The 26,982-nt window shown below is 62.2% G+C and carries 27 protein-coding genes; 2 read left to right on the plus strand and 25 right to left on the minus strand.

All coding sequences use genetic code 11. The annotated features are described in order from the left end of the window. Positions 1-67: 67 nt before the first annotated feature. The 22 genes from lpxO to CWE01_RS12115 all read right to left on the minus strand — a co-directional run bounded on the left by lpxO (position 68) and on the right by CWE01_RS12115 (position 19,399). Positions 68-967: a lipid A hydroxylase LpxO gene (gene lpxO, locus CWE01_RS12010; protein ID WP_100940971.1), complete on the minus strand. Its 900-nt coding sequence runs from the start codon at positions 965-967 to the stop codon at positions 68-70. Between the two features lie 389 nt (positions 968-1,356). After that, positions 1,357-2,277, minus strand: a complete 921-nt coding sequence (locus CWE01_RS12015; RefSeq protein WP_100940741.1) for a PfkB family carbohydrate kinase — start codon at positions 2,275-2,277, stop codon at positions 1,357-1,359. Beyond that, positions 2,270-3,736, minus strand: coding sequence for a cytosine permease (locus CWE01_RS12020; RefSeq protein ID WP_100940742.1), 1,467 nt, complete (start codon positions 3,734-3,736; stop codon positions 2,270-2,272). The genes CWE01_RS12015 and CWE01_RS12020 overlap by 8 nt, the downstream gene beginning before the upstream one ends. Positions 3,737-3,851: 115 nt before the next feature. Next, entirely contained in the window at positions 3,852-4,856 is a 1,005-nt protein-coding gene (locus CWE01_RS12025) for an ADP-ribosylglycohydrolase family protein (protein ID WP_100940743.1), read from the minus strand. Beyond that, positions 4,853-5,566, minus strand: a complete 714-nt coding sequence (locus CWE01_RS12030) for a GntR family transcriptional regulator (protein WP_100940744.1) — start codon at positions 5,564-5,566, stop codon at positions 4,853-4,855. The genes CWE01_RS12025 and CWE01_RS12030 overlap by 4 nt, the downstream gene beginning before the upstream one ends. Positions 5,567-5,650: 84 nt before the next feature. Beyond that, positions 5,651-6,214, minus strand: coding sequence for a DUF1285 domain-containing protein (locus CWE01_RS12035; RefSeq protein WP_100940745.1), 564 nt, complete (start codon positions 6,212-6,214; stop codon positions 5,651-5,653). 2 nt (positions 6,215-6,216) lie between these two features. Beyond that, positions 6,217-6,834: a DUF4823 domain-containing protein gene (locus CWE01_RS12040; protein WP_100940746.1), complete on the minus strand. Its 618-nt coding sequence runs from the start codon at positions 6,832-6,834 to the stop codon at positions 6,217-6,219. A 67-nt stretch (positions 6,835-6,901) separates the two neighbouring features. Continuing rightward, positions 6,902-7,870 (minus strand): GTP 3',8-cyclase MoaA, encoded by a 969-nt coding sequence (locus CWE01_RS12045; protein WP_100940747.1) that lies wholly within the window; start codon positions 7,868-7,870, stop codon positions 6,902-6,904. Positions 7,871-8,061: 191 nt separating this feature from the next. After that, on the minus strand, positions 8,062-8,700 hold the full coding sequence (locus CWE01_RS12050) for a TetR/AcrR family transcriptional regulator (RefSeq protein ID WP_100940748.1): 639 nt from the start codon (positions 8,698-8,700) through the stop codon (positions 8,062-8,064). Positions 8,701-9,115: 415 nt separating this feature from the next. Beyond that, a complete protein-coding gene (locus CWE01_RS12055; protein ID WP_100940749.1) occupies positions 9,116-9,901 on the minus strand; it encodes a TatD family hydrolase in 786 nt (261 codons plus the stop codon). 13 nt (positions 9,902-9,914) lie between these two features. Further along, a complete protein-coding gene (locus tag CWE01_RS12060; protein ID WP_100940750.1) occupies positions 9,915-10,271 on the minus strand; it encodes a PilZ domain-containing protein in 357 nt (118 codons plus the stop codon). 43 nt (positions 10,272-10,314) lie between these two features. Further along, positions 10,315-11,301: a DNA polymerase III subunit delta' gene (locus CWE01_RS12065; RefSeq protein WP_100940751.1), complete on the minus strand. Its 987-nt coding sequence runs from the start codon at positions 11,299-11,301 to the stop codon at positions 10,315-10,317. Next, positions 11,294-11,926 (minus strand): dTMP kinase, encoded by a 633-nt coding sequence (tmk, locus tag CWE01_RS12070; protein ID WP_100940752.1) that lies wholly within the window; start codon positions 11,924-11,926, stop codon positions 11,294-11,296. Before tmk ends, CWE01_RS12065 begins: the two co-directional genes overlap by 8 nt. Before the next feature lie 19 nt (positions 11,927-11,945). Next, entirely contained in the window at positions 11,946-13,232 is a 1,287-nt protein-coding gene (mltG, locus tag CWE01_RS12075) for an endolytic transglycosylase MltG (RefSeq protein WP_100940753.1), read from the minus strand. Position 13,233: 1 nt separating this feature from the next. Then, positions 13,234-14,049: an aminodeoxychorismate lyase gene (gene pabC, locus CWE01_RS12080; protein WP_100940754.1), complete on the minus strand. Its 816-nt coding sequence runs from the start codon at positions 14,047-14,049 to the stop codon at positions 13,234-13,236. After that, positions 14,049-15,293: a beta-ketoacyl-ACP synthase II gene (gene fabF / locus CWE01_RS12085; RefSeq protein WP_100940755.1), complete on the minus strand. Its 1,245-nt coding sequence runs from the start codon at positions 15,291-15,293 to the stop codon at positions 14,049-14,051. Before fabF ends, pabC begins: the two co-directional genes overlap by 1 nt. Positions 15,294-15,405: 112 nt before the next feature. Next, on the minus strand, positions 15,406-15,642 hold the full coding sequence (gene acpP / locus CWE01_RS12090) for an acyl carrier protein (protein ID WP_100940756.1): 237 nt from the start codon (positions 15,640-15,642) through the stop codon (positions 15,406-15,408). A 196-nt stretch (positions 15,643-15,838) separates the two neighbouring features. Further along, the gene (gene fabG / locus CWE01_RS12095) at positions 15,839-16,579 is read right to left on the minus strand and encodes a 3-oxoacyl-ACP reductase FabG (protein ID WP_100940757.1); all 741 of its coding nucleotides are present in this window, start codon (positions 16,577-16,579) and stop codon (positions 15,839-15,841) included. 16 nt (positions 16,580-16,595) lie between these two features. After that, complete coding sequence (fabD, locus tag CWE01_RS12100) at positions 16,596-17,534, minus strand: ACP S-malonyltransferase (RefSeq protein WP_100940758.1); 939 nt, start codon at positions 17,532-17,534, stop codon at positions 16,596-16,598. Between the two features lie 127 nt (positions 17,535-17,661). After that, positions 17,662-18,672, minus strand: coding sequence for a phosphate acyltransferase PlsX (gene plsX / locus CWE01_RS12105; RefSeq protein WP_100940759.1), 1,011 nt, complete (start codon positions 18,670-18,672; stop codon positions 17,662-17,664). Between the two features lie 3 nt (positions 18,673-18,675). Continuing rightward, the gene (gene rpmF, locus CWE01_RS12110) at positions 18,676-18,858 is read right to left on the minus strand and encodes a 50S ribosomal protein L32 (RefSeq protein ID WP_003179396.1); all 183 of its coding nucleotides are present in this window, start codon (positions 18,856-18,858) and stop codon (positions 18,676-18,678) included. A gap of 13 nt (positions 18,859-18,871) precedes the next feature. Continuing rightward, complete coding sequence (locus CWE01_RS12115; RefSeq protein ID WP_100940760.1) at positions 18,872-19,399, minus strand: YceD family protein; 528 nt, start codon at positions 19,397-19,399, stop codon at positions 18,872-18,874. Between the two features lie 106 nt (positions 19,400-19,505). Here CWE01_RS12115 and CWE01_RS12120 point away from each other — a divergent pair, with 106 nt between their 5' ends. Beyond that, entirely contained in the window at positions 19,506-20,084 is a 579-nt protein-coding gene (locus tag CWE01_RS12120) for a nucleoside triphosphate pyrophosphatase (RefSeq protein WP_100940761.1), read from the plus strand. 53 nt (positions 20,085-20,137) lie between these two features. Here CWE01_RS12120 and CWE01_RS12125 read toward each other — a convergent pair whose 3' ends face one another. The 3 genes from CWE01_RS12125 to rluC are packed head-to-tail and all read right to left on the minus strand — an operon-like array spanning position 20,138 to position 22,756. Next, positions 20,138-21,127, minus strand: a complete 990-nt coding sequence (locus CWE01_RS12125) for a S49 family peptidase (RefSeq protein WP_100940762.1) — start codon at positions 21,125-21,127, stop codon at positions 20,138-20,140. 20 nt (positions 21,128-21,147) lie between these two features. After that, on the minus strand, positions 21,148-21,810 hold the full coding sequence (locus CWE01_RS12130) for an HAD-IA family hydrolase (RefSeq protein WP_100940763.1): 663 nt from the start codon (positions 21,808-21,810) through the stop codon (positions 21,148-21,150). Further along, on the minus strand, positions 21,800-22,756 hold the full coding sequence (gene rluC / locus CWE01_RS12135; RefSeq protein ID WP_100940764.1) for a 23S rRNA pseudouridine(955/2504/2580) synthase RluC: 957 nt from the start codon (positions 22,754-22,756) through the stop codon (positions 21,800-21,802). The genes CWE01_RS12130 and rluC overlap by 11 nt, the downstream gene beginning before the upstream one ends. A 712-nt stretch (positions 22,757-23,468) precedes the next feature. On the opposite strand from rluC, the gene rne reads away from it, so the two are divergent. After that, positions 23,469-26,795, plus strand: a complete 3,327-nt coding sequence (gene rne / locus CWE01_RS12140; RefSeq protein WP_177410469.1) for a ribonuclease E — start codon at positions 23,469-23,471, stop codon at positions 26,793-26,795. The last annotated feature ends 187 nt before the right edge of the window (positions 26,796-26,982 follow it).

The raw sequence follows: 26,982 nt of genomic DNA on the forward strand, positions 1-26,982 counted from the left end.
GATAGCGCAAAAAAACGGCCGGGCTCCCATTGGGGACCCGGCCGGATTCGTCAAGCGGCAGCGTGAACTAGATCAGCAGGAACAACGCCAGCAAGCCGCCGAAGATCGCCCACTTCTCCAGGTAGTAGCGAGTGCGGTTGGTCTTCTTCAAGGCCTTGCCGCGCAGACGGATACCGTAGATTTTGGTAAAGAACCTGTTGATCCCACCGGTCTTGTCGTTCGCGTCATTCGGCGAGGCGGCGGCCGACATCACGTTGCGGCTGAACCAGCGGTTGAACGCCGTCGCCCAGCGATACTTCAACGGACGCTCGACGTCGCAGAACAGGATCACGCGGTTCTGGTCGGTCTTGTTTTCGGCGTAGTGGATAAAGGTCTCGTCGAACATCACCGGCTCGCCATCGCGCCAGTGGTAGTCCTGGCCGTCGACGTTGATGTAGCAACCCGGGTCGTTCGGCGTTTCCAGGCCGAGGTGGTAGCGCAAGGAACCGGCGTAGGGGTCGCGGTGGCGGACCAGGCGCGAACCCGGCGGCAATTCGGCGAACATCGCGGCCTTGATGCTGCCGATGCTGTTGAGCAGTTCCGTGGTGCGTGGGCACAGCTCGACGGCGGAGGGATGGTTGTCGCCATACCACTTGAGGTAGAAACGCTTCCAGCCGGTCTTGAAGAAGGAGTTGAAGCCGACGTCGTTGGGCGTCTCGGATTTCTTGATCTCACCGGCGCGCAACAGGGCCAGGGCCTCGGTGCGGATTTCCTCCCAGTTGTCCTGCAGCGGCTTGAGCTCGGGGAAACCGGCCGTGTCGAGGTACGGACGGCTCGGCACCTTGGAGAACAGGTAGAGGAAGCAGTTGATCGGGGCCAGGAAGGTCGAGTGGTCACTCAGTTGCCGGCCCAGCTTGTGCCGGACCTTGCCGCGCAGGTGTACGTACGCGATGGACAAGACGTAAACAGCGATAATGATGAGTTTCACGGGCGTCGTCACAGAAGTCGAAAGGACACGCTACCTCTCATGCACCTGGTGGCCCGGTGCACACAGGCCGGGGTCCAGGCGTCGCAAAGGTAGCCAACGCACTAGGGTAGAACAGCTGGCGTATGGGTTTCCAGTGTTTCGTCTTCCGAGCGAAAGCAAAACCACTATCTATTACAGTATTTTCTTACAGTTGTACCGGCGCGGCCCCTCGCTACGGACCTGTCACCGCCTGGTGAACGCGATAGAACCGTGTAGGAGCCGGCTTGCTGGCGATGGCGATTTTCCAGGCGACGGCAGTGTCGACGGCCAGATCGCATCGCCAGCAAGCCGGCTCCTACAAGGACCGTGTTGATTGCAGTGATGTGCGGTACCCACAGCAGAAACCGGGTTCAGCCTTCAGCCAGCATGGCATCCACTTCCCGGGTCCCAGGCGAGGTAGCCGGCCCCCAGCGCGTGACCGCCAGGGCCGCCGCCGCATTGGCGCGCCGGGCTGCCTCGACGGCATCGAGCCCCGCCGCCAGCCCGGCGAGGAATACACCGGAATGGGCATCGCCCGCGCCATTGCTATCCACCGCCTGCACCTTGAAACCGGGCACATGCCGGTGCTCCCCTGCCCGGCTGACCCAGCAACCGTTCGGACCGTCGCGCACCACCAGCAGCGCACCGTCGGCCAAACGCTCGGTCAGACTGTCGAGGGAGCCGGCAATATCCGTTGCACCGGTAAACCGCAGGGATTCGACACTGTTGCTGGTCCAGATATCAATGCGCGGTAACAACGCCGCCATCGGCTCTGCGTCCGGCGAATTGACCAACGGCCCCGGATCGAACACCACGGTCACCGCCTTCGGCAAGGCCAATACCCATTCCAGCAGCGCCGGCGCCTTGTCCGGGTATTGCAGGCTGTAGCCGCTGACATAGACGTAATCGTCGGATTGCACCGACACCCGCGCCAGTTCTTCAGCCGACACACCGCCTTCCGCACCGATATAGGAAATAAAGGTGCGCTCGGCACTGGCCTCGGTCAGCGACACGCAAAGCCCGGTGTCCTTCTCGCCATCGCGCTCAAGGGCGATCTCGACCCCCTCCGCCGCCATCGCCTGGCGGGCTATGTCACCGAAGCGCCCGTTACCGTGGCGCCCCAGGTAGACCACCGGCAAACCGTTGCGCCGGGCCGCGGCCATGACATTAAAACCCGCACCGGCTTCAAAGCTGGCGGCATTAGCCAGCACATCGCCACCGGTCGCTGGCAACTGGTCGAGGGACATGACCAGGTCAACCATGACCTGGCCGGTATGCATCAGTCTAGCCATTGGCATTCTCTACAAAGGCCGCACGACGATCCGCCGCACCGCCGAGCACGGCGTAAATACCGCCGGCAACCAGGAAGGTGACGATCCAGCCCAGGCCGTTGTGGCCCAACCAGGAATCGGAGAGGAAACCACGGAACCAGGTGGTCTCGGCGGTGGTACCGATGGTGGTGAAGCTGAAGCCCAGGACAATCGCCACGGCCCAGGCACCGAAAGCGCGCCATTCGATGCCGCCGCTGTACCAGTAGGCGCTGGTCGGACTGACGTCCAGCAGGTCCTTGGGGCTGTAGTACTGGCGATGCACCAGGTCGACCACGAAGATCCCGACCCAGGCGGTGATCGGCACCGCCAGCAGCGAGATGAAGGTGATGAACGGGCCGTAGAAGCTGTCGGCGATCAACATGAAGTAGATGGAGCCGGCAAAGATCGCGACGATATCGACGATCACCGCATGCACGCGCTTGACCTTCAGACCCAGGGTCAAGGTGGTCAGGCCCGCTGAGTACACCGACAGGTTGTTCGACAGCAACAGCCCGCCGAACGCGGTGATCAGGTACGGCACGGCCATCCAGGTCGGCAGCATGTCGCGGATCGCGATGATCGGGTCGGTCGCCTGGGCCAGATCGTGGTTGCCCACCGACAGCAGGCCGCCGAGGGTGATCAGCAGCACCAGCGGGATCCCCGCGCCGAAAGCCGCCGAGGCCACCAGACGGACCGCCTTGACGCTCTTGTGCTGGTAGCGCGACATGTCGGCGCCGGCGTTGGCCCAACCGATCCCGGTACCGGCCGCCATGGTGCCGATGCCGATGATCATCGCGCTCATCGGTGCCGGGGTGGCGTTGAACACCGCGCTCCAGTCGATGGTCGCGCAGAGGAAGCCGCCCACCAGGATATTCAGGGCACCGAAGACATAGGTCGCCCACTTCTGGATCACCAGCAAGGTGGCATGCCCCAGGCCCGAGACCGACAGGGTCAGCAGCACGAAGATGGCGATAAACAGCAGCGTCAGTACCGGCGCGCTCTTGGCCTCCACCGGCGAGTGGAACAGGATCGAACACAACGACAGCAGCACGAACGCGGCGGTGGTGGTGTTGACCGTTTCCCAGCCCAGGCGCGACATCAGCGAAACGATGGTCGGACCGATATTGCCGCGCACGCCGAAAATCGCTCGCGACAGGGTCAGGCTCGGCGCGTGACCGCGACGACCGGCGATGGAGATGATCCCCACCACGGCGAAGGAACCCGCCGCACCGAGAATCGCGACGATGATCGCCTGCCAGATCGCCAGCCCGCGAAAGGCCACCAGGGTCGCCCCCAGCGGCAGGCCGAGAATACTGATGTTGGCCGCGAACCAGACCCAGAACAGCTGCAGCGGATGGCCGTTGCACTCGGCTTCCGGGACCGGTTCTATACCGCGGGTTTCCAGTTGGCCGGCACTCTGTCCGGCGTTTGATGAGGTCATGGTATTGCGCTCCTGATGCCAATTGTTGTGGTTGTTGGGCAGTGCGGAAGGTGTAGAAACCCCTGGGCCACTTCCGGGCCCCCTTCGTCTGCAGTCCATTGCGTGTTTTTTTGTGTCAGGCGTTGCGCAGGGCGATCAGCCCTTGAACCAGTGGCACCAGTTCCAGCGCGTTGACTTCGATGATTTTCGCGATCATCTCGGCGGGCCAGCAGTCCAGGCCGTCGCAGGCCCCGAGCATGGCGCCGAGAATGCCGGCGATGGTGTCGGTGTCGCCGCCGATGCTGGCGGCGAGGCAGAGGGCGTCGAAGGCGTTGAGCTTGCCGAGGGCGACCCGTTGCGCCAGCGCGAAGGCCACCACCACCGACTCCTGGGACGCCACCGAAGTGCCGACCACGTCATACAGCAGGTCGGCCAATTCGGCGTCCGGGCAATTGCGGCTGAGCTCACGGGCCCAGCGAATCCGTGGTCCCAGGCGCCCGCCGGCAACCCAGTGGCCGTGCTGCTCGGCGGTAAAGGCCATCTCGGTGCCGATATCCAGCGCGTGCGCCAGGCTCTGGCGGTTGATCCCGCAGGAAATCACCGCGGCAACCGCGGCGGCGCTGGAGATTCCCAGGCTGGTGTTGTGGGTGACCTGGCAGGCCTGGATCACCGCCTCGAGAAAGTGCTGGGGCTGGGCGATATCGGCAGCGATGCCCACCGGGGTGATACGCATGGCCGCACCGTTGGTGGTGCCGTAGCGCCCGGCTTCCTCGGGGCTGTGACCGGCGAGGATCATTTCAATGGCGCGCTTGGTCGATGGGCCGAGCAGATCCTGCGACCCCTTGGCCTGCATCACCGCTTCCCAGGCGATCAGCCGCTCGGCCAGCAGCGCCGGTTCGATATGGCCGTTACCGTCGATCAGCAACTGCCCGACCAGGATCGCCTGTTCAGTGTCGTCGGTGATGGAGCCGGCGGGCATGTTCGGCGCGATCGGCTGGTCGGGACCGGCGTCGACCAACGTGGTGATGCTGCCGAAGCGCGCCTGGATCTGGGCGCGGCTCAGGGATTGGGTCGGCATGCCCAGGGCGTCGCCCAGGGCGAGGCCGTAGAAGGCGCCAAGGGCGCGATGAATCGGGGTCATGTCGGGTTTCCAAACGCCAGGTGCAGGCGGAAATGCAAAGGGTCGAGCAGGCTTTCGACCTGCTCCATGAAACGTCCCTGCTTGTCATAGGTGGTGCGCAAGGCCTTGAGAAAGACCGTGCCCTGTGGACGGCCGAGCAACTCGGCATCTTCATCGGACAAGGGTTCGGCGCCGATCCATTGATCGCCGCGATCGCCGACATAGCCGTAGGCCGCCAGGGTAATGGTCAGGGAATTGTCGATCAGACCGACACGGGGCAGGCCTTCCAGGCCGCCGCTGGCCGGTATCAGCGAGTGTTCGAGGGAAACCGCGGTGCCTTCGGTATTGCGCCGGCGCCGATCGAGGGCGATGAACTGTTCGGTGCCGTAGCGACTGAACAGGTCCGGCCGCGTCACCGCTTCCAGGCGCAACACCTCGGTGTTGATCAGCGCCCCGCTGTCCGCCAGGGCCTGGGCCCAGCCGGCGCGCTGGTCGAGGGGAATGCCATCGTAGGTGACGATGGAGCCCACGCCGCTCTGGGTCGCGATGTAGTTGCGCCGCTTGAGCTCGGCCAGGGCCTCGCGCAGCGTGCCACGGCTCACCGAGAATTCTTCGGCCAACTGATGTTCACCCGGCAACAGCAAGCCGTCTTCAAGAAGACCGCTTTCGATGCGCCGGATCAGCTCATCGACCACCTTTTTTTTCTTATCAAATCGGACATGTCTAATCATGTACAAATTGATAACCGAAACAGGCCTCGGGGTGCAAGGGATTTATGTTTCAGGCAGATGAATGGTGGTGTGATTGAGAATCGCTCAGGGTTCGAGGCCGATCGGGAAAAACTCGCCGCCGCTCCACACGCCCAGCCAGGACTGGCCGTCAATCTCACGACTGACCGCCAGCTCTACCAACTGATAGAACACATTGCGGTGAATCAGTGCTTCAAGATTGCTGCGCACATGCACGTAAGGCGCCGGTTCCTGGCTGATCGGATCGATCACCACCCGGATTGGGTGTTCGGCACCGGCCGTCACCTGTTCATCGACGTAAGTGGTAAACCGCAGCTGCTGTGCCTCGCCCTGCCCTTCGACCTCCAGGGTCACCGCGACAAAAGGCGCATCGTCGACCTTGATCCCGACCTTTTCCACCGGCGTGATCAGGAAATAATCATCGCCGTCGCGGCGCATGATGGTGGAGAACAGCTTGACCATCGGCTTGCGACCAATCGGCGTGCCCTGGTAATACCAGGTGCCATCACGGGCGATACGCATGTCGATATCGCCGCAAAACGCTGGATTCCACAAGTGGACCGGCGGCAGGCCTTTTTCCGTCCTGGGGATTTGTGCCAACAGGTCGCTGGCCTTGCCCGGCTCACTCATACTCAATCCGACATCCACTGTTCACCGACACCCAACAGACTACGCGCATATTCGGCCAAGGGGGCGGCGATCAGGTCTTCGGGCTTGTTGTTGTGGAACGTCAGCACGCCACCACGGCTTTTGATCCGCGCGGTATCGATCAGGTATTGGGTGCCGGTCTCGATCAACATGATCTGGATCACGCCGGTATCCACGCCCAGGCGGTCGACGGATTCCTGATCGGCCCACTCGTCGGCGTTGCCGATACGGTCGTCCGCCTTGGCGAAGCGCGTGTACAGCAGATAGTGCGCACCGGCGGAGCGGGCTTCGGCCATGGCCTGGTCGAGACCGAGGGGCGCACGGGCGCGGCGCACCATCGGGAAGTACTCGATAAAACCGTTGAAGGCTTCCTCGGCCACCACGTTGGGACGCGGGTAGGCACTACCGGGCGGGGTAAAGGCGCCCTGGGCAATATAGATAAAGGAGTCCGGCTGGATGCGGAACGAGCGGATCCGGCGCGTATCGCTATGATCGAGCAGTCCCGCATCACTCATCTGATGGCGAGCACCTTCGCCCATGTCACTGACACTCATGCAGCCGCCCAGCGCCAAAAACGCCAGCAGCACAACCAGGCTACGCATCCTACCCTCCAGAGGCCGGTGACGGAAAACCGGCGATTAGTCGCGTGGATGCAGCTTCCGCGCCAGATCAGCCGCCGATGATTTTCATCACTGTCGCGCCGCCCGAGAAGGCCACTTCCTGCTTGTCGCCCAAGGCCTTGACCAGCAACCGCTGCAACGCCGGCAGCGCCTCGTGGCGCGGCTTGTCGAGCAGGTCGCCGACATAGTGCCGGTTGCTCGACGACAGGCAGCCATGCAGCCAACCGGTGGACGACAAACGCAAGCGCGAACAGGTCCGACAGAACGGCACGCTTTCGTTGGCGATCACCCCGAAGTGGCCACGGCCCGGAATCGCATAACGCACGGCGGTGGCATCCACCGGTGCGTCGGCCTGCTGGTATTCATAACGCTCGCCAATCAGCCCCAGTAACTGCTGGAGACTGACGAACTGCTGGAGAAAGGCATTGCCGTCACTGGCCAGGTGGCCCATGCGCATCAGTTCGATAAAGCGCAGCTCGTAGCCGTGCTCAAGGCAGTAATCCAGCAGCGGCATCACCTGATCCAGGTTCTGTCCGCGCAACGGCACCATATTGACCTTGATCTTCAGCCCCGCCGCCCGTGCCCGCGCCATGCCGTCGAGCACGCTGGCCAGGTCACCACCACGGGCGATCGTACGAAAAGCACTGGCATCCAGGGTATCGAGGGAAACGTTGATCCGTTTGATCCCGGCGTCCACCAGCAGCGGCAATTTGCGCGCGAGCAACTGGCCATTGGTGGTCAGGCTGATATCTTCCAGGCCCATCTGGCCGACCGCGCCCATGAAGGCTTCCAGCTTCGGACTGACCAGGGGTTCGCCGCCGGTAATGCGCAGGCGTTCGATCCCCGCCGCCTCGATCAGGTATTCCACGCCGCGCGCCATGGCCTGCGCCGACAGTTCGTCCTGCGCAGCCACCAGCCGCTTGCCATTGGGCACGCAGTAGGTACAGGCATAGTTGCAGGCGGATGTCAGGCTGATGCGCAGGTTGCGAAAACGCCTGCCTTGACGGTCAACGATCATGGAACACTCCGGCGATGGACTGTGGAACGCGCAAAACTTGACTCATAAATCAGGTTTTGACAAGCCCTATCCGTAGGAGCCGGCTTGCTGGCGATCCAGGCGACGCGAATCTCAAGTTGAATCGCGTTATCGTTCATCGCCAGCAAGCCGGCTCCTACAGGTTTTCACCGAGTATACGCCGCGCGCGCGGGTCAGGCTGCTGGCGTTTCGGGGTCGCGCTTGCGCTTGTTGCCCATGCGCACGCCGATATCCATCAGGAACTGGAAAAACCCTTCCTGATCTTCCAGCACATTGCTCCAGAACGGCGAGTGGTACAGCGCGACAGCGCCATGCACCAGGGCCCAGGCGGCGCAGTAGTGGAAGTACGGCGGCACGTCCTCGAGCTTGCCTTCGCTGATGCGGCCCTTGATCAGCAAGGTCAGGCGTTCGAAGTTGGACGCGCGGATCTTGTGCAGTTCCTCGACCATCTCCGGTACCTGGTGGCCCTTGACCACTTTTTCTTCCAGGCGGTCGAACAGGCGATAACGCTGGGGATCGCGCATGCGGAATTCGAAGTAGGCCCGGGACAGGGCTTCCTTGTCCTTGTCGACATCCGCCGAGTGCAGCAGCTCGTTCAAATCACGCTCGTAGTCGAGCATCAGGCGCAGGTAGATCTCCGCCTTGGATTTGAAATGCTTGTAGATGGTGCCTTTGCCGATACCGACGGCATCCGCGATCATCTCGACGGTGACACTGTCTTCACCTTGTTCGAGGAACAGCTTTAGCGCGGTATCGAGAATTTCCTGCTCGCGGCGACGAAACTCACGGACCTTACGGGGTTCTTTATGCATAAGAAAAGGTCTGTAGGGGCAAAATCGAAGCCAAGTATTATGCCTGACTCGCGCCAAATTGCACGAATCATCCGAGGCTTTTCGTTTTCACTGTCGACGAATCAGGCCGCCTCGGTCAGAAAGTCTTCGCCGGGGTCACGGATCGTCGCCACCGTCGGCCGTCGAAAAGCCTCCTGGCACGATGAGAACTCAACAGAAGCGCCTGTATTCCAAATCTGTTTAAAAAATGAGCAATGCTGACTGGACGTCAGGCGATCCTGACCAATACTTGAATTGTCGGCGCGACATCTCCCCCAAGTGGCGCGCTGATAAAGGTGCCGAAGGACCGTGTACCTTTGTTTTACTCCTAATGGTCTTAACCCGGATTCACCCCCCAGAACCCGGGTTTTTTTTGCCTTCGATTTACCCTCTCGGCTCAGCCGAGCACATGGGCCAGGGGAAACAGGCGCTTGAAGTTCTCGGTGGTCTGCTCGGCGAACTGCTCGTACGGCACCCCGCGCAGCATCGCCAGGTACTCGGCGACATCGCGCACATACTGCGGCAGGTTCGGTTTGCCGCGATGGGGAATCGGCGCCAGGTATGGTGAGTCGGTTTCCACCAGCAGGCGATCGGCCGGCACCTGCCGCGCAACGTCGCGCAAGGCGTCGGCGTTGCGGAAGGTGACGATACCCGAGAGGGAAATGTAGAAGCCCAGGTCCAGCGCGGCCCTGGCCATCTCCCAGTCTTCGGTGAAGCAATGCAGCACGCCGGCCTGGGGCAGCTGCGCCTCGCGCAGCAACGCCAGGGTATCGGCGCGCGCGCCACGGGTATGGACGATCACCGGCTTGCCGGTCTGCCCGGCCGCTTGCAGGTGCAAGCGGAAGGACGCCTGCTGCAGTTCGGCGGCTTCAGGCTCGTAGTGATAATCCAGGCCGGTCTCACCGATCGCCACGACCCTGGGATGCTCAAGCTCGCGCAGCAACCAGTCGAGCGCCGGCGCGGCATCGGCCTTGACGTCCAGTGGGTGCACGCCGACCGAACAATCGACATCGGCATAACGCTCGGCCAGGGCCTTCACGTCTGCCGCATTATCGACACTCACGCCGATGCACAGGAAGTGCCCGACCCCGCGCTGACGCGCCGCGTCGAGCGCCGCATCCAGGGAGCCCGCATGTTCGGCGAGATCAAGACGGTCAAGGTGGCAATGGGAATCTACAAGCATAAAAAGGCGACAACTACATCGTATGGGTGGGACGGTCGGACTTCAGGGCGCCGGCCAGGTGGGTTTCGATCTTGCTGCGAGCGCTATTGTCACCGTCGTTGAATTGCACACCGACGCCCGCCGCGCGGTTGCCCTGGGCACCCTTGGGGGTAATCCAGGCGACCTTGCCGGCGACCGGGATCTTTTCCGGCTCGTCCATCAGGTTGAGCAACATGAACACCTCGTCGCCCAGCTTGTAGCTCTTGCTGGTAGGGATGAACAGGCCACCATTCTTGATAAATGGCATATAGGCCGCGTACAGCACGGACTTGTCCTTGATGGTCAGGGACAGGATGCCGTTGCGCGGGCCGGGACCAATGGGTTCGTTCATACTCGCTCCGGTCATGCAGATAGCCGATTCTAGGCCCATCGCCTCAGTGTTGGGTAGGTAAAGCTGCCCATTGCACCAGCAGCGCTTCGAGCAACAGCACCCGATTGAGGTTGGCCTTGCTCAGGACTTTCTGGCGTTGGGCGAGAATCCAGTCCTGGATCGACAGGACCTTGTCCCGGGCGGTTTTCTGCGCCAGGTACTGCACCACCTTGCGCATGTCCCCCAGACCCAGGCCGGCTTCGTCCTCGGTCAGCTGATAACGCAGGATCAGACTCGACCAGTCGCAGAACCAGTCGAACAGCAACAACAGGGGGATCGCATTCCACCCCTCGGCCAACTGGGTGGCCGATTGCTGCTGCTTGAGCAATTTCTTCACCCCGTCGACCACCAGCGCCCGCTGTTCGCGAACACCCTGGGCCTGGAGGCTGACCGCGGCCAGGGGCGAACCCGCCGCCAGGGTCAACAATTCGACGCGCTCTTCCGCACTGCTGTCGGGCAAGGCCGTCGCCAGCCATTGCAGGCTCATGGCCTCGCTCGGCAGCGGGCAGGCCTGTTGCACGCAACGGCTGCGGATGGTCGGCAGCAAACGGCTCGACTGGTGACTGACCAGCAACAGCACGGTATCGCCGGAAGGCTCTTCAAGGCTCTTGAGCAAGGCGTTGGCGGCGTTGATGTTCATCGACTCCACCGGCTCGATCAGCACCACCTTGCGCCCGCCCAGTTGCGCGGTCTGGACCACGAAACTGACCAGATCGCGGACCTGGTCGACCTTGATCGCCTTGTCGGCTTCTTCCGGTTCCAGGATGTAGTTGTCCGGATGGCTGCCGGCTTTCAGCAACAGGCAGGACTTGCAGTGCCCACAGGCATTGAGGTTCTCCGGGCTCTTGCACAACAGCAGCGCCATCAGCCGTTCGGCCAGGGCACGCTTGCCGATACCCGCCGGGCCGTGGAGCAGATAGGCGTGGGCATGCTGGGGCCGCCCGGCCATTTGCTGCCAGAGGCTGTCCTGCCAGGGATAGGCTTCAGCCACGGTGCCGCTCCAGGATTTCCGGCAGCAGGCGGTCAAGGGATTGTTGCACCTGGGCCAGCGGCTGGGCCGCCTCCACCAGTCGGTAGCGCGACGGATCGGCTTCGGCGCGTTTCAGGTAGGTGCTGCGCACGGCGTCGAAAAACACCCGGCCTTCCTGCTCGAAACGATCCAGCCGACCCCGGGCGCTGGCGCGGGCCAGGCCGACTTCCACCGGCAGGTCGAAGACCAGGGTCAGGTCCGGACGCAGTTCGCCCTGGACAAAATTTTCCAGGGTGGCGATACGCTCATGGGACAGGCCGCGACCACCGCCCTGGTAGGCATAGGTGGCATCGGTAAAACGATCGCACAACACCACCGCGCCGCGGGCCAGGGCCGGGCGGATCACCGTGGCCAGGTGCTGGGCGCGCGCGGCGAACACCAGCAGCAGTTCGGTATCGGCACACATGGCTTCATCGCTGGTTGCCAGCAGCAGTTCGCGGATCCGTTCGGCCAGCGGCGTACCGCCGGGCTCGCGGGTCAGCAGGACATCGACGCCCCGGGCTCGCAGGCATTCGGCCAGGTAATCGCGGTTGGTGCTTTTGCCGGCGCCTTCCGGGCCTTCCAGGGTGATAAACAAGCCAGTCACGGGCAATCCTTAATCTGGGTCATTGCGAGTCTTTCGCCTCGGCGTCGGTTGACGCGGGTGCCGCGGGTACAGGTTCGACAACCGGGGCCGGTGCGGGTTTCGACGCCGACTCGGACGCCTCGGGAGCCGGGCTCTGGACCGAGGTCGGCGCTGTCGCCGGGGCGGCCGCCGGAGCCGTCGGCTCAGGTGCGGCTGCCGGAACAGGCGTCGGGATCGTCGGTGCAGGTGCAGCTGTCGGAGCAGACGTCGGAACCGCTGGCGCAGGTGCAGTTGCCGGCGCGGGGCTGGAGCGGTAGTCGGCCCGGCGCTTGAGCTGGAACTCGCGCACCGCGTTGTTATGGGAATCCAGGTCGTCGGAGAAGACATGGCTGCCATCGCCGCGCGCGACGAAGTACAGGCTGTTGCCCGCTACCGGGTTCAACGCGGCATGGATCGCCTCGCGTCCGACCATGGCAATCGGGGTCGGCGGCAGGCCGGCGTTCATGTAGGTATTGTAGGGGTTGGCCTCACGCAGATGGGCACGGGTGAGCTTGCCGGTATAACGCTCGCCCAGGCCGTAGATCACCGTCGGGTCGGTCTGCAACAACATGCCCTGCTGCATCCGCCGCACGAATACCCCGGCGATCTGGCCACGCTCCTGGGGCACGCCGGTTTCCTTTTCCACCAGCGAGGCCATGATCAGGGCCTGATAGGGCTCGGTGTAAGGCGCATCAGGGGAGCGCTTCTGCCACTCCTGGGCCAGGACGCTGTCCAGGCGATCATAGGCCTTCTCCAACAGTTCGGCATCGGTCATGCCGCGCACGAAGCGGTAGGTGTCCGGGAAAAAGCGCCCTTCGGCGAACACGCCCTTGTGCCCCAGCTTGGTCATGACTTCGCTGTCACTGAGACCGGCCAGGGTCTGCTGGAGCTTTTCGTTCTTGGCCAGAGCCGCACGCACCTGGCGGAAATTCCAGCCCTCGACCAGGGTCAGGCTGTACTGCACCACTTCGCCGCGCTGCCACAGTGACAGCAGCGCACGTACGTCCATGCCCGGTGTGATCCGGTATTCGCCACTGTGCAACGGCACGCCGGCAAGATTGAAGCGCCAGTAGAGGCGCAACCAGAAGGCGTCCTTGAGCAAGCCTTCGGACTCGAGGCGATTGAACGTGCCCGTCGGTGTCGCACCGGCCGGGACATCCAGCAGTTGTTCCTGCGTCAGGTTGAGGGGCTGCTCCAGTGCCGAATGCAGCTTCCAGGCAGAACCGCCCAGCAGCAAACCGGCCAGCACCAGAACGGCTTGCAGCAGCACCAAGAATTTACGTCTCAATTCAAACTTCCAATAGCGCGCGGGCAATGCCTTGCAGTTTACGGGTGAGCGGGCCAACCGACCAGCTCAGGTCGGTAAAAGCCCGAACAGGCCAGACACCGTAGACGCTGTTACAGAGAAAGACTTCATCAGCTTGCCGGAATTGCTCCAGGCTGATGTCGGAAATATCTATGGGTATCGCCAGTGCCTGGGCTTCTTCCAACAGCTGCGCCCGCATCACTCCCGCTACGCCGCAACGGCTGAGGTCAGCGGTGAAGAGCATACCCTGACGCACCAGAAACAGATTGCTGAACACCCCTTCGATCACCCGACCCGAGGTGTCGAGCATCAGGCCCTCGGCATGTTCGGCACCCTGCCACTCTGCACGGGCCAGGACCTGTTCCAGGCGATTGAGATGTTTGAGCCCGGCCAGCAAGGGCTGCTCGGACAAACGCGTCGCACAGGGGAAAAGACCAATACCCTGTTGCGCGTAGGCCTGTGGATAAGTGGGTAACGGGCTACCTTGCAGGATACGCCGCGGCACAGCCTGCGCCGAGGTCGCGTAGCCGCGCTGGCTATCACCACGGGTGAGGATCAGCTTGAGCACGCCCTCCCCCAGTGCCGCAGCGTAAGCGAGCAGCTCGCGGCGAACCCACTCGTGATCCGCCGCGATACCCAGCCGTCGACAGCCTTCAGCCAGGCGTTGCAGGTGCCGCTCGAGCAGCAACGGTCGACCGCCCTTGACGGCAAAGGTCTCGAACAGACCATCGCCGTAGGCCAGGCCGCGGTCCTTGAGGGACAACGCATCGCCCGGCTGGCCGTCGACCCAGCTTTCCATCACCCGGCGAACCGGCGGAACACCAGGGAGCCGTTGGTACCGCCAAAGCCGAAGGAGTTGGACAGCACCACATCGATGGGCATCCGCCGGGCTTCGTGGGGCACGAAATCCAGGTCGCAGCCTTCATCGGGCTCGTCGAGGTTGATGGTCGGCGGCGCCACCTGGTCGGCGATGGCCAGCACACTGAAAATCGCCTCGATGGCACCGGCGGCGCCCAGCAGGTGGCCGGTCATCGACTTGGTGGAGCTGATCGCCATCTGGTAGGCGTGCTCACCGAACACCCGCTTGATCGCCTCGGCTTCGGCCAGGTCGCCGGCCGGGGTCGAAGTGCCGTGGGCATTGATGTACTGCACCTGATCCAGGTTCAGCTTGGCATCACGCATCGCGTTGGCGATGCAACGGGCCGCACCGGCGCCGTCGGCGGGTGGCGAGGTCATGTGGTAGGCGTCGCCGCTCATGCCGAAGCCGATCAGCTCGGCGTAGATGGTCGCGCCACGGGCCTTGGCGTGCTCCAGCTCTTCGAGCACCAGGGCGCCGGCACCGTCGGACAGCACGAAGCCGTCACGGCCCTTGTCCCACGGACGGCTGGCACGGGCCGGCTCGTCATTACGCGTGGACAGCGCGCGAGACGCGCCGAAACCACCCATGCCGAGGCCGCAGGCGGCCATTTCGGCGCCGCCGGCAATCATCACATCGGCTTCATCGTAGGCAATGTTGCGCGCCGCCATGCCGATACAGTGGGTGCCGGTGGTGCACGCCGTCGCGATGGCATAGTTCGGCCCCTGGGCACCCAGGTGGATGGACAGGAAACCGGAAATCATATTGATGATCGAACCGGGCACGAAGAACGGCGAAATGCGCCGTGGGCCCTGGTCGTGCAACGTGCGGCAGGTTTCCTCGATATTGGTCAGGCCGCCAATACCCGAACCCATGGCCACGCCGATGCGCTCACGGTTGGCATCGGTGACTTCAAGGCCGGCGTTACGCACTGCCTGGAAACCGGCTGCCAGGCCGTATTGAATGAACAGGTCGAGTTTGCGGGCTTCTTTGGCCGACAAGTACTCTTCGACATTGAAACCTTTTACCGAGCCGCCAAAACGGGTGGTATAGGCAGAAAGGTCCGTGTGTTCGATCAGACCAATGCCACTACGGCCAGCCAGGATGCCTTGCCAGGTACTCGGAACATCCGTACCCAATGGCGACAACATCCCCATGCCGGTGACTACGACGCGTCTACGCGACACAGCACTCTCCTTTATCCTGTTGACGACACTTTGCCTCACACCTTAAAGAAAAAACCGCACGCCGTAATGGCAGTGCGGTTTTTCCATGACAGCAGGCAACGATTACAAACTATTACGCCTGATGGGCCACAATGTAATCGATAGCGAATTGTACGGTAGTGATTTTTTCAGCTTCTTCGTCAGGGATTTCGGTCTCGAATTCCTCTTCCAGAGCCATCACAAGCTCAACGGTGTCAAGGGAGTCGGCACCCAGGTCTTCAACGAAGGAAGAAGTGAGGCTCACTTCTTCTTCCTTGACGCCCAGTTGCTCGGCAACGATTTTCTTGACGCGTTCTTCGATGGTGCTCATACCTTGTTTTCACTCCTAATGGAAAAATTCAGGCAGCTGGCCGGTAGGTAAGTGTATAGAAAGGCTTTTCAGCTTTTCAACCGAAAGCTTCAGCCTTTGTCCCCCTTTGCCCTCTGCCCCTCAATAAGTTGCAGCTTTATAACGGATTTTAGACAGCTGGTATGACATTTTTTTGAAGCAATCCGTCACATTTGAATTACATGTACATCCCGCCGTTCACCGGGATTGTAGCCCCAGTCACGTATGCCGCACCGTCCGAGGCCAAAAAAGCGACCACTTGCGCGATCTCTTGAGCCTGGCCCAGACGGCCCAGCGGAATCTGCGTCAGCAAGGCCTCACGCTGCGCTTCAGGCAATTCACGGGTCATATCGGTGTCGATGAACCCTGGGGCCACCGAGTTTACCGTAATCGAGCGCGAACCGACTTCACGCGCCAGTGCACGACTAAAACCTTCGAGGCCGGCCTTGGCTGCTGCGTAGTTTACTTGGCCTGCGTTGCCCATGGCACCCACTACCGAACCAATATTGATGATTCGGCCCCAACGGGCCTTGGTCATGCCGCGCAGAACGCCCTTGGACAGGCGGAACAGGCTGTTGAGGTTGGTATCGACCACGTCGTACCACTCGTCATCTTTCATCCGCATCATCAGGTTATCGCGGGTGATGCCGGCATTATTGACCAGGATCGCCGGCGCACCGAACTGCTCGCTGATGCTCGACAGCACTGCGGCAACCGACTCATCGCTGGTTACATTAAGCTCCAGGCCGGTGCCTTGAATGCCATGTTCCTTGAGGGTCGCGGCAATCCGCTCGGCACCCGAGGCCGAGGTCGCGGTGCCGATGACCACGGCGCCAAGACGCCCCAGCTCGAGGGCGATGGCTTGGCCGATGCCACGGCTGGCGCCGGTGACCAGTGCAACTTTACCTTGCAGACTCATGCAGGCTTCTCCTGATTCAGGCCCGCGCCGCGCGCGTGGCGGCGAAGGCATCCGGGGTGTTGAGGTTGGAAGTATTGACGCCATCGGCGCAACGCTTGTTCAGGCCGGCCAGCACCTTGCCGGGACCGCATTCGACCAGCTCGGTGGCGCCGTTGGCCGCCAGGCACTGGACCGACTCGACCCAACGCACTGGCTTGTAAAGTTGTTCCAGCAGGTCGCGCTTGAGGGTCGCGAGATCCGTGGCCACCTGGGCACTGACGTTCTGCACCAACGGGATCTGCGGTGCCTGCCAGTCGATGGCGGCAACGGATTCGGCGAAGCGCTCGGCGGCCGGGCGCATCAGTTCGCAATGCGACGGTACGCTGACCGGCAGCGGCAGGGCACGCTTGGCGCCCTTGGCCTTGCAGGCTTCCATGGCGCGTTCGACGGCGGCCTTGGCGCCGGCGATCACCACCTGGCCTGGCGAGTTGAAGTTCACCGCACTGACCACTTCGCCCTGGGCGGATTCGGCGCACGCCGCAATCACATCGGCATCGTCCAGCCCGAGGATCGCCGCCATGGCGCCCTGCCCGGCCGGAACGGCTTCCTGCATCAGTTGGCCACGGCGCTCCACCAGCTTCACCGCATCACCCAGGCTCAGGCTGCCAGCGGCAACCAGCGCACTGTATTCGCCCAGGCTGTGACCGGCGACATAGGCCGGACGCGCACCGCCTTCAGCCAGCCACAGGCGCCACAAGGCAATGGAAGCGGTAAGGATCGCGGGTTGAGTCTTGTCGGTCTGGTTCAGTTGCTCTTCCGGCCCCTGCTGGGTCAGCGCCCAGAGGTCATAGCCCAGGGCATCGGAGGCTTCTTTGAAGGTCTCCAGGATCAGCGGGTATTGCGCGCCCAGCTCGGCGAGCATGCCGAGGGACTGCGAACCCTGTCCTGGAAAGACGAATGCGAGGGATGTAGACATGTAACAAGCCCCTAATGATCTTGTCGTCGAAGAATTGACGTCCCGCCTTGGCGGACGCAAGAAACTGTCAGTTTGGATGGCTGATTGAACTGAGCGGTCACATTTAAGCATTCCCGCGGGAAAACGCCTAAAGCAATAGCTCCTCCAGGCGACCGTGCAGACGCTCGGGAAGGTTTTCCTGGATCTCGATCAGGGCCCGGGCAATTGCGCTCTGAAAACCCTCGACACCGGCGGAGCCGTGACTCTTGATGACAATGCCCTGCAGGCCGAGAAAACTCGCGCCGTTGTGCCGTGCCGGGGCGAGATCGGCCTGCAGGCGCTTGAGCAGCGGCAGGGCCAGGGCGCCGACCAGCCGTGAGGCCAGGCTCTGCCTGAACAGCGCCTCGATCCGTGCGGCGATCATGGTCGCCAGGCCTTCGCTGGACTTGAGCAGGATATTGCCGACAAAACCGTCGCACACCACCACATCGGCCTCGCCGCGATACAGCCCGTCACCTTCGATGAAGCCGATGTAGTTCAGCCCTCGCGCCTGTTGCAACAGGGTCGCCGCCAGCTTGACCTGCTGGTTGCCCTTGATGTCCTCGGTACCGACATTGAGCAGCGCGACACGCGGCCGCACCACGCCAAGGGCCTCGGCGGCCACCGCACCCATCACGGCGAACTGGAACAGGTGCTCGGCACTGCAATCGACATTCGCCCCCAGGTCCAGCAACTGGCAATAGCCGCGCTGGGTCGGGATGGCCGCGACCATGGCCGGACGATCGATTCCCGGCAGGGTCTTGAGCACATGCCGCGACAAGGCCATCAAGGCACCGGTATTACCGGCGCTGACACAGGCCTGGACCTTGTCATCGCGCAGCAATTGCAGGGCCACGCGCATCGACGAATCCGGCTTGCCACGCAAGGCCTGGGACGGGCGCTCGTCCATGGTGATGATTTCGCTGGCGGGGGTAATCGTCAGGCGCGCGCGATCCACAGTCGGATGACTGGCGATCAGGGGTTCAAGCTGGGAAGGTTGACCGACGAGGGTCAGGTGCAGCGAGGGTGTAGCAGACAGGCAGGCAATACTGGCCTGGACAATGCTGCGGGGACCGAAGTCCCCGCCCATTGCGTCGATCGCGATGATCTGAGCGGACAAGATTTACTCGTCAGCGCCCTTGTCGATCACTTTACGGCCACGGTATACGCCTTCTGGCGATACGTGGTGACGCAGGTGAACTTCACCGGTGGTCTTTTCCACAGACAGGGTGCTTGCCTCGAGGGCGTCGTGCGAACGACGCATGTCACGGGCGGAGCGGGATTTTTTGTTCTGCTGAACAGCCATAATTGATTAACTCCTAAACGTTTGGGTCACGCTTTAACTGCGCCAATACACTGAACGGGTTGGACCGCGTTACCTCGTCCTCGCTCGGTTCGGGCTCATCGAGCCCCGCCGGCTGCTGGCATTCTTCCGGATGATGAGCAGGCACAATGGGCAAGGCGAGCAGAAGCTCTTCCTCGATCAATGCCTGCAGATCCAAAGGATCTTCGCCCAGTTCCAGCACGTCATAACCTTTCGGCAACGACTGGGTATTCGCACCCTCCTTCACCACAGCATAACTGCATTCGCTGTGGATCGGCAGGGTGACCAGCTCAAGACAACGCTGGCAAACCATTTTGACCTCGGTGTCGATAAAACTGTGAATCATCACAGCCTTACGTTCATCTCGTTCAAAAACGAATTTAGCCTGCACCGTACCGACAGTGTCGGAAAGCGAGTCGCAGAGTCTCTCCAAATCGGCCAGCAGCAGTTCACCTTGAAGGGTGGTGCCACGATCAGCCAATTTGCGCGGGTCAACGTGAGGTGGAATCGGGTCATTCAACATAGGCGCAGCATTCTAGGGATGCACCCTGCCACTGTCAAAGGAAATTAGGCCCTGTCCGTCAGCTGGCGAGCCGACTAGAATCGGCGGCCTTCTTCAGGAGAACCGCATGCTGCCTTTGTTACTTGCCTCAAGCTCGGCTTATCGCCGGGAATTGCTGACCCGCCTGCGCCTGCCTTTTACCTGCGCCTCGCCGGATATCGACGAAAGCCAGCGCCCCGGCGAAGCGGCCATCGAGCTGGTCAAACGCCTCGCCGAGGAAAAGGCCCGGGCCCTGGCGGCCCACCATCCAGCGCACCTGATCATCGGCTCGGACCAGGTCGCGGTACTCGACGGACGGATACTCGGCAAGCCCCACGACTTCGAGAAGGCCCGCGAACAGCTGCTGGCCGCCAGCGGCACCCGCGTCAGTTTCCTCACAGGACTGGCCCTGCTCAACAGCCAGACCGGGGAGTGCCAGGTGGACTGCATCCCCTTCAGTGTGCAGATGCGCAGCCTGACGGTCGAACGCATCGAACGTTACCTGCACGCCGAACAGCCCTATGACTGTGCTGGCAGCTTCAAGGCCGAGGGACTGGGTGTGAGCCTGTTCCAGAGCACGGAAGGGCCGGATGCCACCAGCCTGATCGGACTGCCCCTGATTCGCCTTGTGGACATGCTCCTGGTCGAGGGCGTGCAGATTCCCTGAGCCAATAAAAAAACCGGTCACTGGCGACCGGTTTTTTTATTGCCATGCAACTATCAGCGCAAGGTCGGCCCCTGGAAGCCCATCCACATCGCCAACTGCTCCGCGACACTGGCACCGAGTTTTTTCGAGAAGCGATCGAAAGGCGATTCCTGAACGGTAAAGTCCACCAACTCCTTCTCGCCGATCACATCCCGCGCCACCGAGCTGGCACTGCCCAGGCCATCGATCAGCCCCAGCGGCAGCGCCTGCTCGCCGGACCAGACCAGCCCGGAGAACAGCTCGGGATGATCCTTGTCTTTCAGGCGATCACCACGACCCTTCTTCACACTGGCGATGAACTGGTTATGGGTGGTGTCCAGCACACTCTGCCAGAACCTGGTCTCATCGGCCTTCTGTGGCTGGAACGGATCAAGAAACGCCTTGTGCTCCCCCGAAGAGTAGGCACGGCGCTCCACCCCCAGCTTCTCCATGGTACCGACAAAACCGTAGCCGGCCGCCGTCACACCAATGGAACCGACCAGGCTGGACTTGTCGGCATAGATCTCGTCCGCCGCACTGGCGATGTAGTAGGCACCCGACGCACCGATATCGGAAATCACCGCATACACCTTGGTATCCGGGTGCAGGCCACGCAGGCGACGAATCTCGTCAAACACATAACCCGACTGCACCGGACTGCCGCCCGGGCTGTTGATTCGCATGATGATCGCCTTGACCTTGGGGTCCTCGAAGGCCGTGCGCAGGCTGCCGACAATATTGTCGGCACTGGCCGACTCCTTGTCCGCAATCACCCCACGCACTTCGATCAGGGCGGTGTAGTGCGCCCCACGAGTGGCACTCTTCTCCAGATTGATCAGCGGCGAGAACATCACCAACGCGCCAAACAGATACACAAAGGTCAACAGCTTGAAGAATATTCCCCAGCGCCGCGAGCGACGTTGCTCCTGCACACCAGCCAGCAGGGTCTTTTCCAGCAACTTCCAGCTCTTGTCATCACCGGATTCGGCATTCGCCTTTGGCGGCGCGCCCCATTCATCAGACATGCGTACTCACCCCAACGAATTCAATTGACCCGGCCATCGAGCCAGGCATGCAACTGTGGAAAACTGTCAATCGCCAAGCGCGGCTCGAACACCCGCAACTCATCCAGCGACAAGGCACCATAACCTACGGCCACTGAATCCATGCCAGCGTTGCGCGCCATTTGCAAATCGAACGCCGAGTCCCCGATCATCAGGGCCTGGGAAGCCGGGACAGCGCAATGGGCGAGAATCTGCTCGAGCATCAGCGGGTGTGGCTTGCTGGCGGTTTCATCGGCGGCGCGGGTGATATCGAAATAATCCAGCCAGCCATGGGCCTTCAACACCCGGTCCAGTCCGCGACGGTTCTTGCCGGTCGCGACCGCCAACTGGTAGCCGGCGGCGCGAAACGCTTCCATGGACTCCAACACGCCAGGAAACAGCGGCGAAGGAACCGTCTCAAGGGCAATGTAGCTGTCGGCATAGTGCTGGCGGAAGATCACCAGTTCTTCATCGGTGATCGCCGGGTACAGGGTGCAAATCGCTTCCGGCAAGCCGAGACCGATAATGCCCTTCACCGCCGTCTCATCGCGCAGGACAAACCCCGAACGCGCGGCCGCCACCCCCATCGCCTCGACAATCCGACCAATGGAATCGGCCAAGGTGCCGTCCCAATCGAAAATCAGCAGCTTGTATTCAGACCGCACTCAGTCGCTCCACCGTCCTGGCCCACATTTCATCCACCGGCGCCTGCAACTTCAACTCGCCACCATCGGGCAGCGGCACGGTCAGCATATAGGCGTGGAGGAACAGGCGCTTGCCGCCCAGATCGCGAATTTCCTTGGTGAAGCCATCGTCACCGTACTTGCTGTCACCGGCAATACAGTGCCCGGCGTGCAGGGTGTGCACACGAATCTGGTGGGTACGACCGGTGACCGGCTTGGCCTCGACCATGGTGGCGAAGTCACCGAAACGGCGCAGCACCTTGAATACCGTGAGCGCTTCCTTGCCCTCTTCGTTGACCTCGACCATGCGCTCGCCGGAGCGCAGGTTGCTCTTGAGCAAGGGTGCACGCACCTGCTTGATCGAGGCCGCCCAGTTACCGCGGACCAGGGCCATATAACGTTTATCGATACCGTCGCCGCGCAGGGCTTCGTGCAGATGGCGCAACATGCTGCGTTTCTTGGCAATCATCAGCAGGCCGGAGGTGTCGCGGTCCAGGCGATGGACCAGCTCCAGTTCCTTGGCATCCGGGCGCAACTGACGGAAGGCTTCGATCACGCCGTAGTTCAGGCCACTGCCGCCGTGCACGGCAATGCCGGCCGGCTTGTTGATCACGATCAAGGCCTTGTCTTCGAACACAATCGAAGCCTCCAGGCGCTGCAACAGCCCCTGGGCCAAAGGCACCGGCTCGTCGCGCTCGGGGACGCGCACGGGCGGAACCCGCACGATATCGCCGGCCTGGAGTTTGTACTCGGGCTTGATGCGCCCCTTGTTCACCCGCACTTCGCCTTTGCGCAAAATGCGGTAAATCAAGGTCTTGGGCACACCCTTGAGCCGAGCGAGAAGGAAGTTGTCAATGCGCTGGCCGGCATATTCCGGCGAGACCTCAAGCAGTTGTACGCCTGGAGTCGGGGGGGTAGTCGTCGTCATGCCGGCGATGATAACAATTTTTTATGGAATTGAAGCACTTAATCATTGCTGCTATAGTCGCGAACGCCGCCAAAAGCGGCTGGACAGAGGACCAACGGCCAACAGCCGGCCCTGCCCAACGCAATTCATCAGGATGCGAGGCCGTCCTACGGGGCTTTCGCCGTTCGAGGAAAGGTTCGCGATCGTAACAAGCGCAGGTGACATGAGGCCTGAAGCGCGCCGGAAAACTGAGTCAACACTCGTTTCCCGAGCCGGTATTAACGGCCAGTTCACAAAGTGCAGTCGGTCACGAGTCACACCTGGGCGAAGGCATCGGAAACAACGCCTAATTAGCCATGAGCGTGCTTTTCCCTTTTGGAAAACACGGTAAATGCCAACCCGCTGCGGATTCTGCGCGCGGCCGCACCCGAATTATCAGGGATACGTGTAGGGTGGAGATGCACAACCGTCGGACTGTGTAGCATTAGGCTTTATCAAGACGCTTCATATCGTCCACACCCGCGGTTGATTCCTCCTCCTGACAGAGCTTTTGCTTGTGAGGTGTCTTTTGTCACCCCAAGAAGCAGGACGCGTGAGTCGCGACTTCGTCCCCTCTGGATGAACCTCGCCAGACACAGGAATGGCCAACCACTCCTGACGCACCTGACACCGACCGTGAGAAGTCGTGTGTGCCGAACGCCGTTTCCGGCAGCCCGGAAACCGACGGTACTACATGAAAAGAATGCTGATTAACGCAACTCAACCCGAAGAGTTGCGTGTTGCCCTGGTAGACGGCCAGCGCCTCTACGACCTGGACATCGAGTCCGGTGCACGCGAGCAGAAGAAGGCCAATATCTATAAAGGCCGGATTACTCGCATCGAGCCAAGCCTTGAGGCTGCCTTTGTCGATTTCGGCTCTGAGCGCCATGGCTTCCTGCCGCTGAAAGAAATCTCCCGCGAATACTTCAAGAAAGCCCCCGAAGGCCGCGTCAACATCAAGGACGTCCTGAGCGAAGGCCAGGAAGTCATCGTCCAGGTCGAGAAAGAAGAACGTGGCAACAAGGGCGCAGCCCTGACCACCTTCATCAGCCTGGCCGGTCGTTACCTGGTGCTGATGCCGAACAACCCGCGTGCCGGCGGTATCTCCCGTCGCATCGAAGGCGAAGAGCGCAACGAACTGCGTGAAGCGCTGAACGGCCTGGTGGCCCCGGCCGACATGGGCCTGATCGTGCGCACTGCCGGCCTGGGCCGCAGCAGCGAAGAAATGCAGTGGGACCTCGACTACCTGCTGCAACTCTGGACCGCCATCAAAGAAGCCTCGCTGGATCGCTCCGCGCCTTTCCTGATCTACCAGGAAAGCAACGTGATCATCCGCGCCATCCGCGATTACCTGCGCCAGGACATCGGCGAAGTCCTGATCGACAGCGTTGAAGCCCAGGACGAAGCCCTGACCTTCATCCGCCAGGTGATGCCGCAGTACGCCAGCAAGATCAAGCTGTACGAAGACAGCGTCCCGCTGTTCAACCGTTTCCAGATCGAAAGCCAGATCGAGACCGCCTTCCAGCGTGTCGTCGAACTGCCTTCCGGCGGTTCCATCGTCATCGATCCGACCGAAGCCCTGGTGTCCATCGACATCAACTCGGCGCGCGCCACCAAAGGCAGCGACATCGAAGAAACCGCGCTGCAGACCAACCTGGAAGCCGCTGAAGAAATCGCCCGTCAGTTGCGCCTGCGCGACATCGGCGGCCTGATCGTCATCGACTTCATCGACATGACCCCGGCCAAGAACCAGCGCGCCGTGGAAGAGAAGGTCCGCGAGTGCCTGGAAGCCGACCGTGCCCGCGTACAAGTCGGTCGCATCTCGCGCTTCGGCCTGCTGGAAATGTCCCGTCAGCGCCTGCGTCCGTCCCTGGGCGAAAGCAGCGGCATCGTCTGCCCGCGTTGCAACGGCACCGGCATCATCCGTGACGTCGAATCGCTGTCCCTGGCGATCCTGCGCCTGATCGAAGAAGAAGCCCTGAAAGACCGCACCGCCGAAGTCCGCGCCCAGGTGCCGATCCCGGTTGCAGCTTTCCTGCTCAACGAAAAACGCAACTCGATCACCAAGATCGAACTGCGCACCCGTGCACGCATCGTGATCCTGCCGAACGATCACCTGGAGACGCCGCACTTCGAAGTGCAACGTCTGCGTGATGACAGCCCGGAAGCCCACACCAACCAGTCCAGCTACGAAATCGCCGCTGCCGCTGCCGAAGTGGAAGAAGTCCAGCCGGCTGCGGCCACCCGCACCCTGGTTCGCCAGGAAGCCGCGGTCAAGACCGCTCCGGTCCGCGCCAACGCTCCGGTTCCGGCCGAAGAAGTCGCCGCTCCGGTTGCAGCCCCTGCGCCGGTTGTCGCCGAGCCAAGCCTGTTCAAGGGCCTGGTGAAGTCGCTGGTCAGCCTGTTCGCCAGCAAGGAAGAGCCTGTTGCACCGGCCGTGGTTGAAAAGCCGGCAGCCGAGCGTCCGGCCCGTAACGAAGAGCGTCGCAACGGTCGCCAGCAGAGCCGCAACCGTAACGGTCGCCGCGATGAAGAGCGCAAGCCGCGCGAAGAGCGTGCGCCACGTGAAGAACGTGCACCGCGCGAGCCGCGTGAAGAACGCGCCCCACGGGAAGAACGCGCTCCGCGTGAAGAGCGTGCGCCACGTGAAGTCCGCGAAGTGCGTGACGAAGCACCGGCCGTAGCCCGCGAGGAACGTGCTCCACGTGCCCCGCGTGAAGAACGCGCACCACGCGCCCCGCGTGAAGATCGCAAGCCACGTGGCGAGCGTGAAGAACGCGTGCGTGAACTGCGTGAGCCGCTGGATGCCGCACCGGCCGTCGCCGCTGCTGCAACGGCTGCGGTAGTCGCTGAAGAGCGTCCAGCCCGTGCTCCACGTGAAGAACGTCAGCCGCGTGCACCGCGTGAAGAACGCCAACCGCGTGCCGAGCAGCCTGCTGTTGCCGGTGAAGAAGAAGTGTTGCAGGGCGAAGAGCATCTGCAGGACGACGGCCAGGACAACGCCGAAGGTGGCGATCGTCCACGTCGCCGCTCCCGTGGTCAGCGTCGTCGCAGCAACCGTCGCGAGCGTCAGCGTGATGCCAACGGCAATGTGATCGAAGGCTCGGAAGAAGGCAGCGAAGAACACCACGAACCAGCCACCGGTGCCGAACTGGCTGCCGGCCTGGCCGTGACCGCCGCCGTCGCCAGCAGCGTGATCAGTGCTCCAGCCGAAGCCGAGGCGCATCAGCAGGCCGAACTGGCCACTGCCGCGACCCAGGAAGCTCCAGCGGTTGAAGCACCGGTCGTTGAGGCAACCACTCCTGTGGAAGCGCCAGCAGTACCGGAAGTGGAAGTCGATCCGGTTCGTGACGTCGAGCCTGTCGCTCACGCCCCTGTCGAGCCAGCGGTTGCCGCTGAACTGCCAGTATTCGTGGCGCCTGAACCGGCCATCGAAACCCCGGTTATCGAAGCACCGGTTATCGCAGCGCCAGTCGTTGAAGAACCAGTTGCCCAGGCCCCTGTCGTCGAAGCTCCGGTTGCGGAACCTGCGCCAGAGCCGGCTCAGGAAGTCCAGGCCGCGTTCCAATGGTCCGAGCCAGCCGTCGAAGCACCTCAGGCCCCCGTGATTGAAACCGTGGCGGCTGAAGAGCCAGCCGTGGTTGCACAGCCAGAGCCTGCTCCGGTGGTTGCCCCAGTCGTGGCTGAAGTCGCTGCACCGGTTGTCGAGGCGGCTCCGGCCAGCGCCCTGACCAGCAACGGTCGCGCCCCGAACGATCCACGTGAAGTGCGTCGTCGCAAGCGTGAAGAAGAGCGTCTGGCCCAGGAAGCTGCCGAACGTGCCGCTGCTGCCCCCGCAGTAGAAGCCGTGGTTGCTGCCGAACCAACGCCTGCGCCTGAAGCGGCTCCAGCGGAGTTCGTGCCGGCTGAAAGCGAAGCGGCTGCACCGACCATCGACGAAAACCTGCAGCACGTCGAAGAAGTGGTTGAACACAGCCACAAAGCCCTGGAAGAAGCCCACGAGCCTAAACCCCTCGCCTGATTCTGACGGCTGTTGAAAAGCCCCGCCTGCAGCGATGCAGGCGGGGCTTTTTTTGTCCGCGATTCAGCGCCCTCCTCCTCTCCTGCCTGAAGATCCAGCCGCCATACAACAAGGAAAAGCCCTACATCACGAACTGAAGCCCGCTGACTGACTCCCACTTTTCGACGGCGCACAGTCAGCTTCTCAG

Origin of the sequence: Pseudomonas sp. QS1027, from assembly GCF_002814235.1 — a bacterium.
GTDB lineage: Bacteria > Pseudomonadota > Gammaproteobacteria > Pseudomonadales > Pseudomonadaceae > Aquipseudomonas.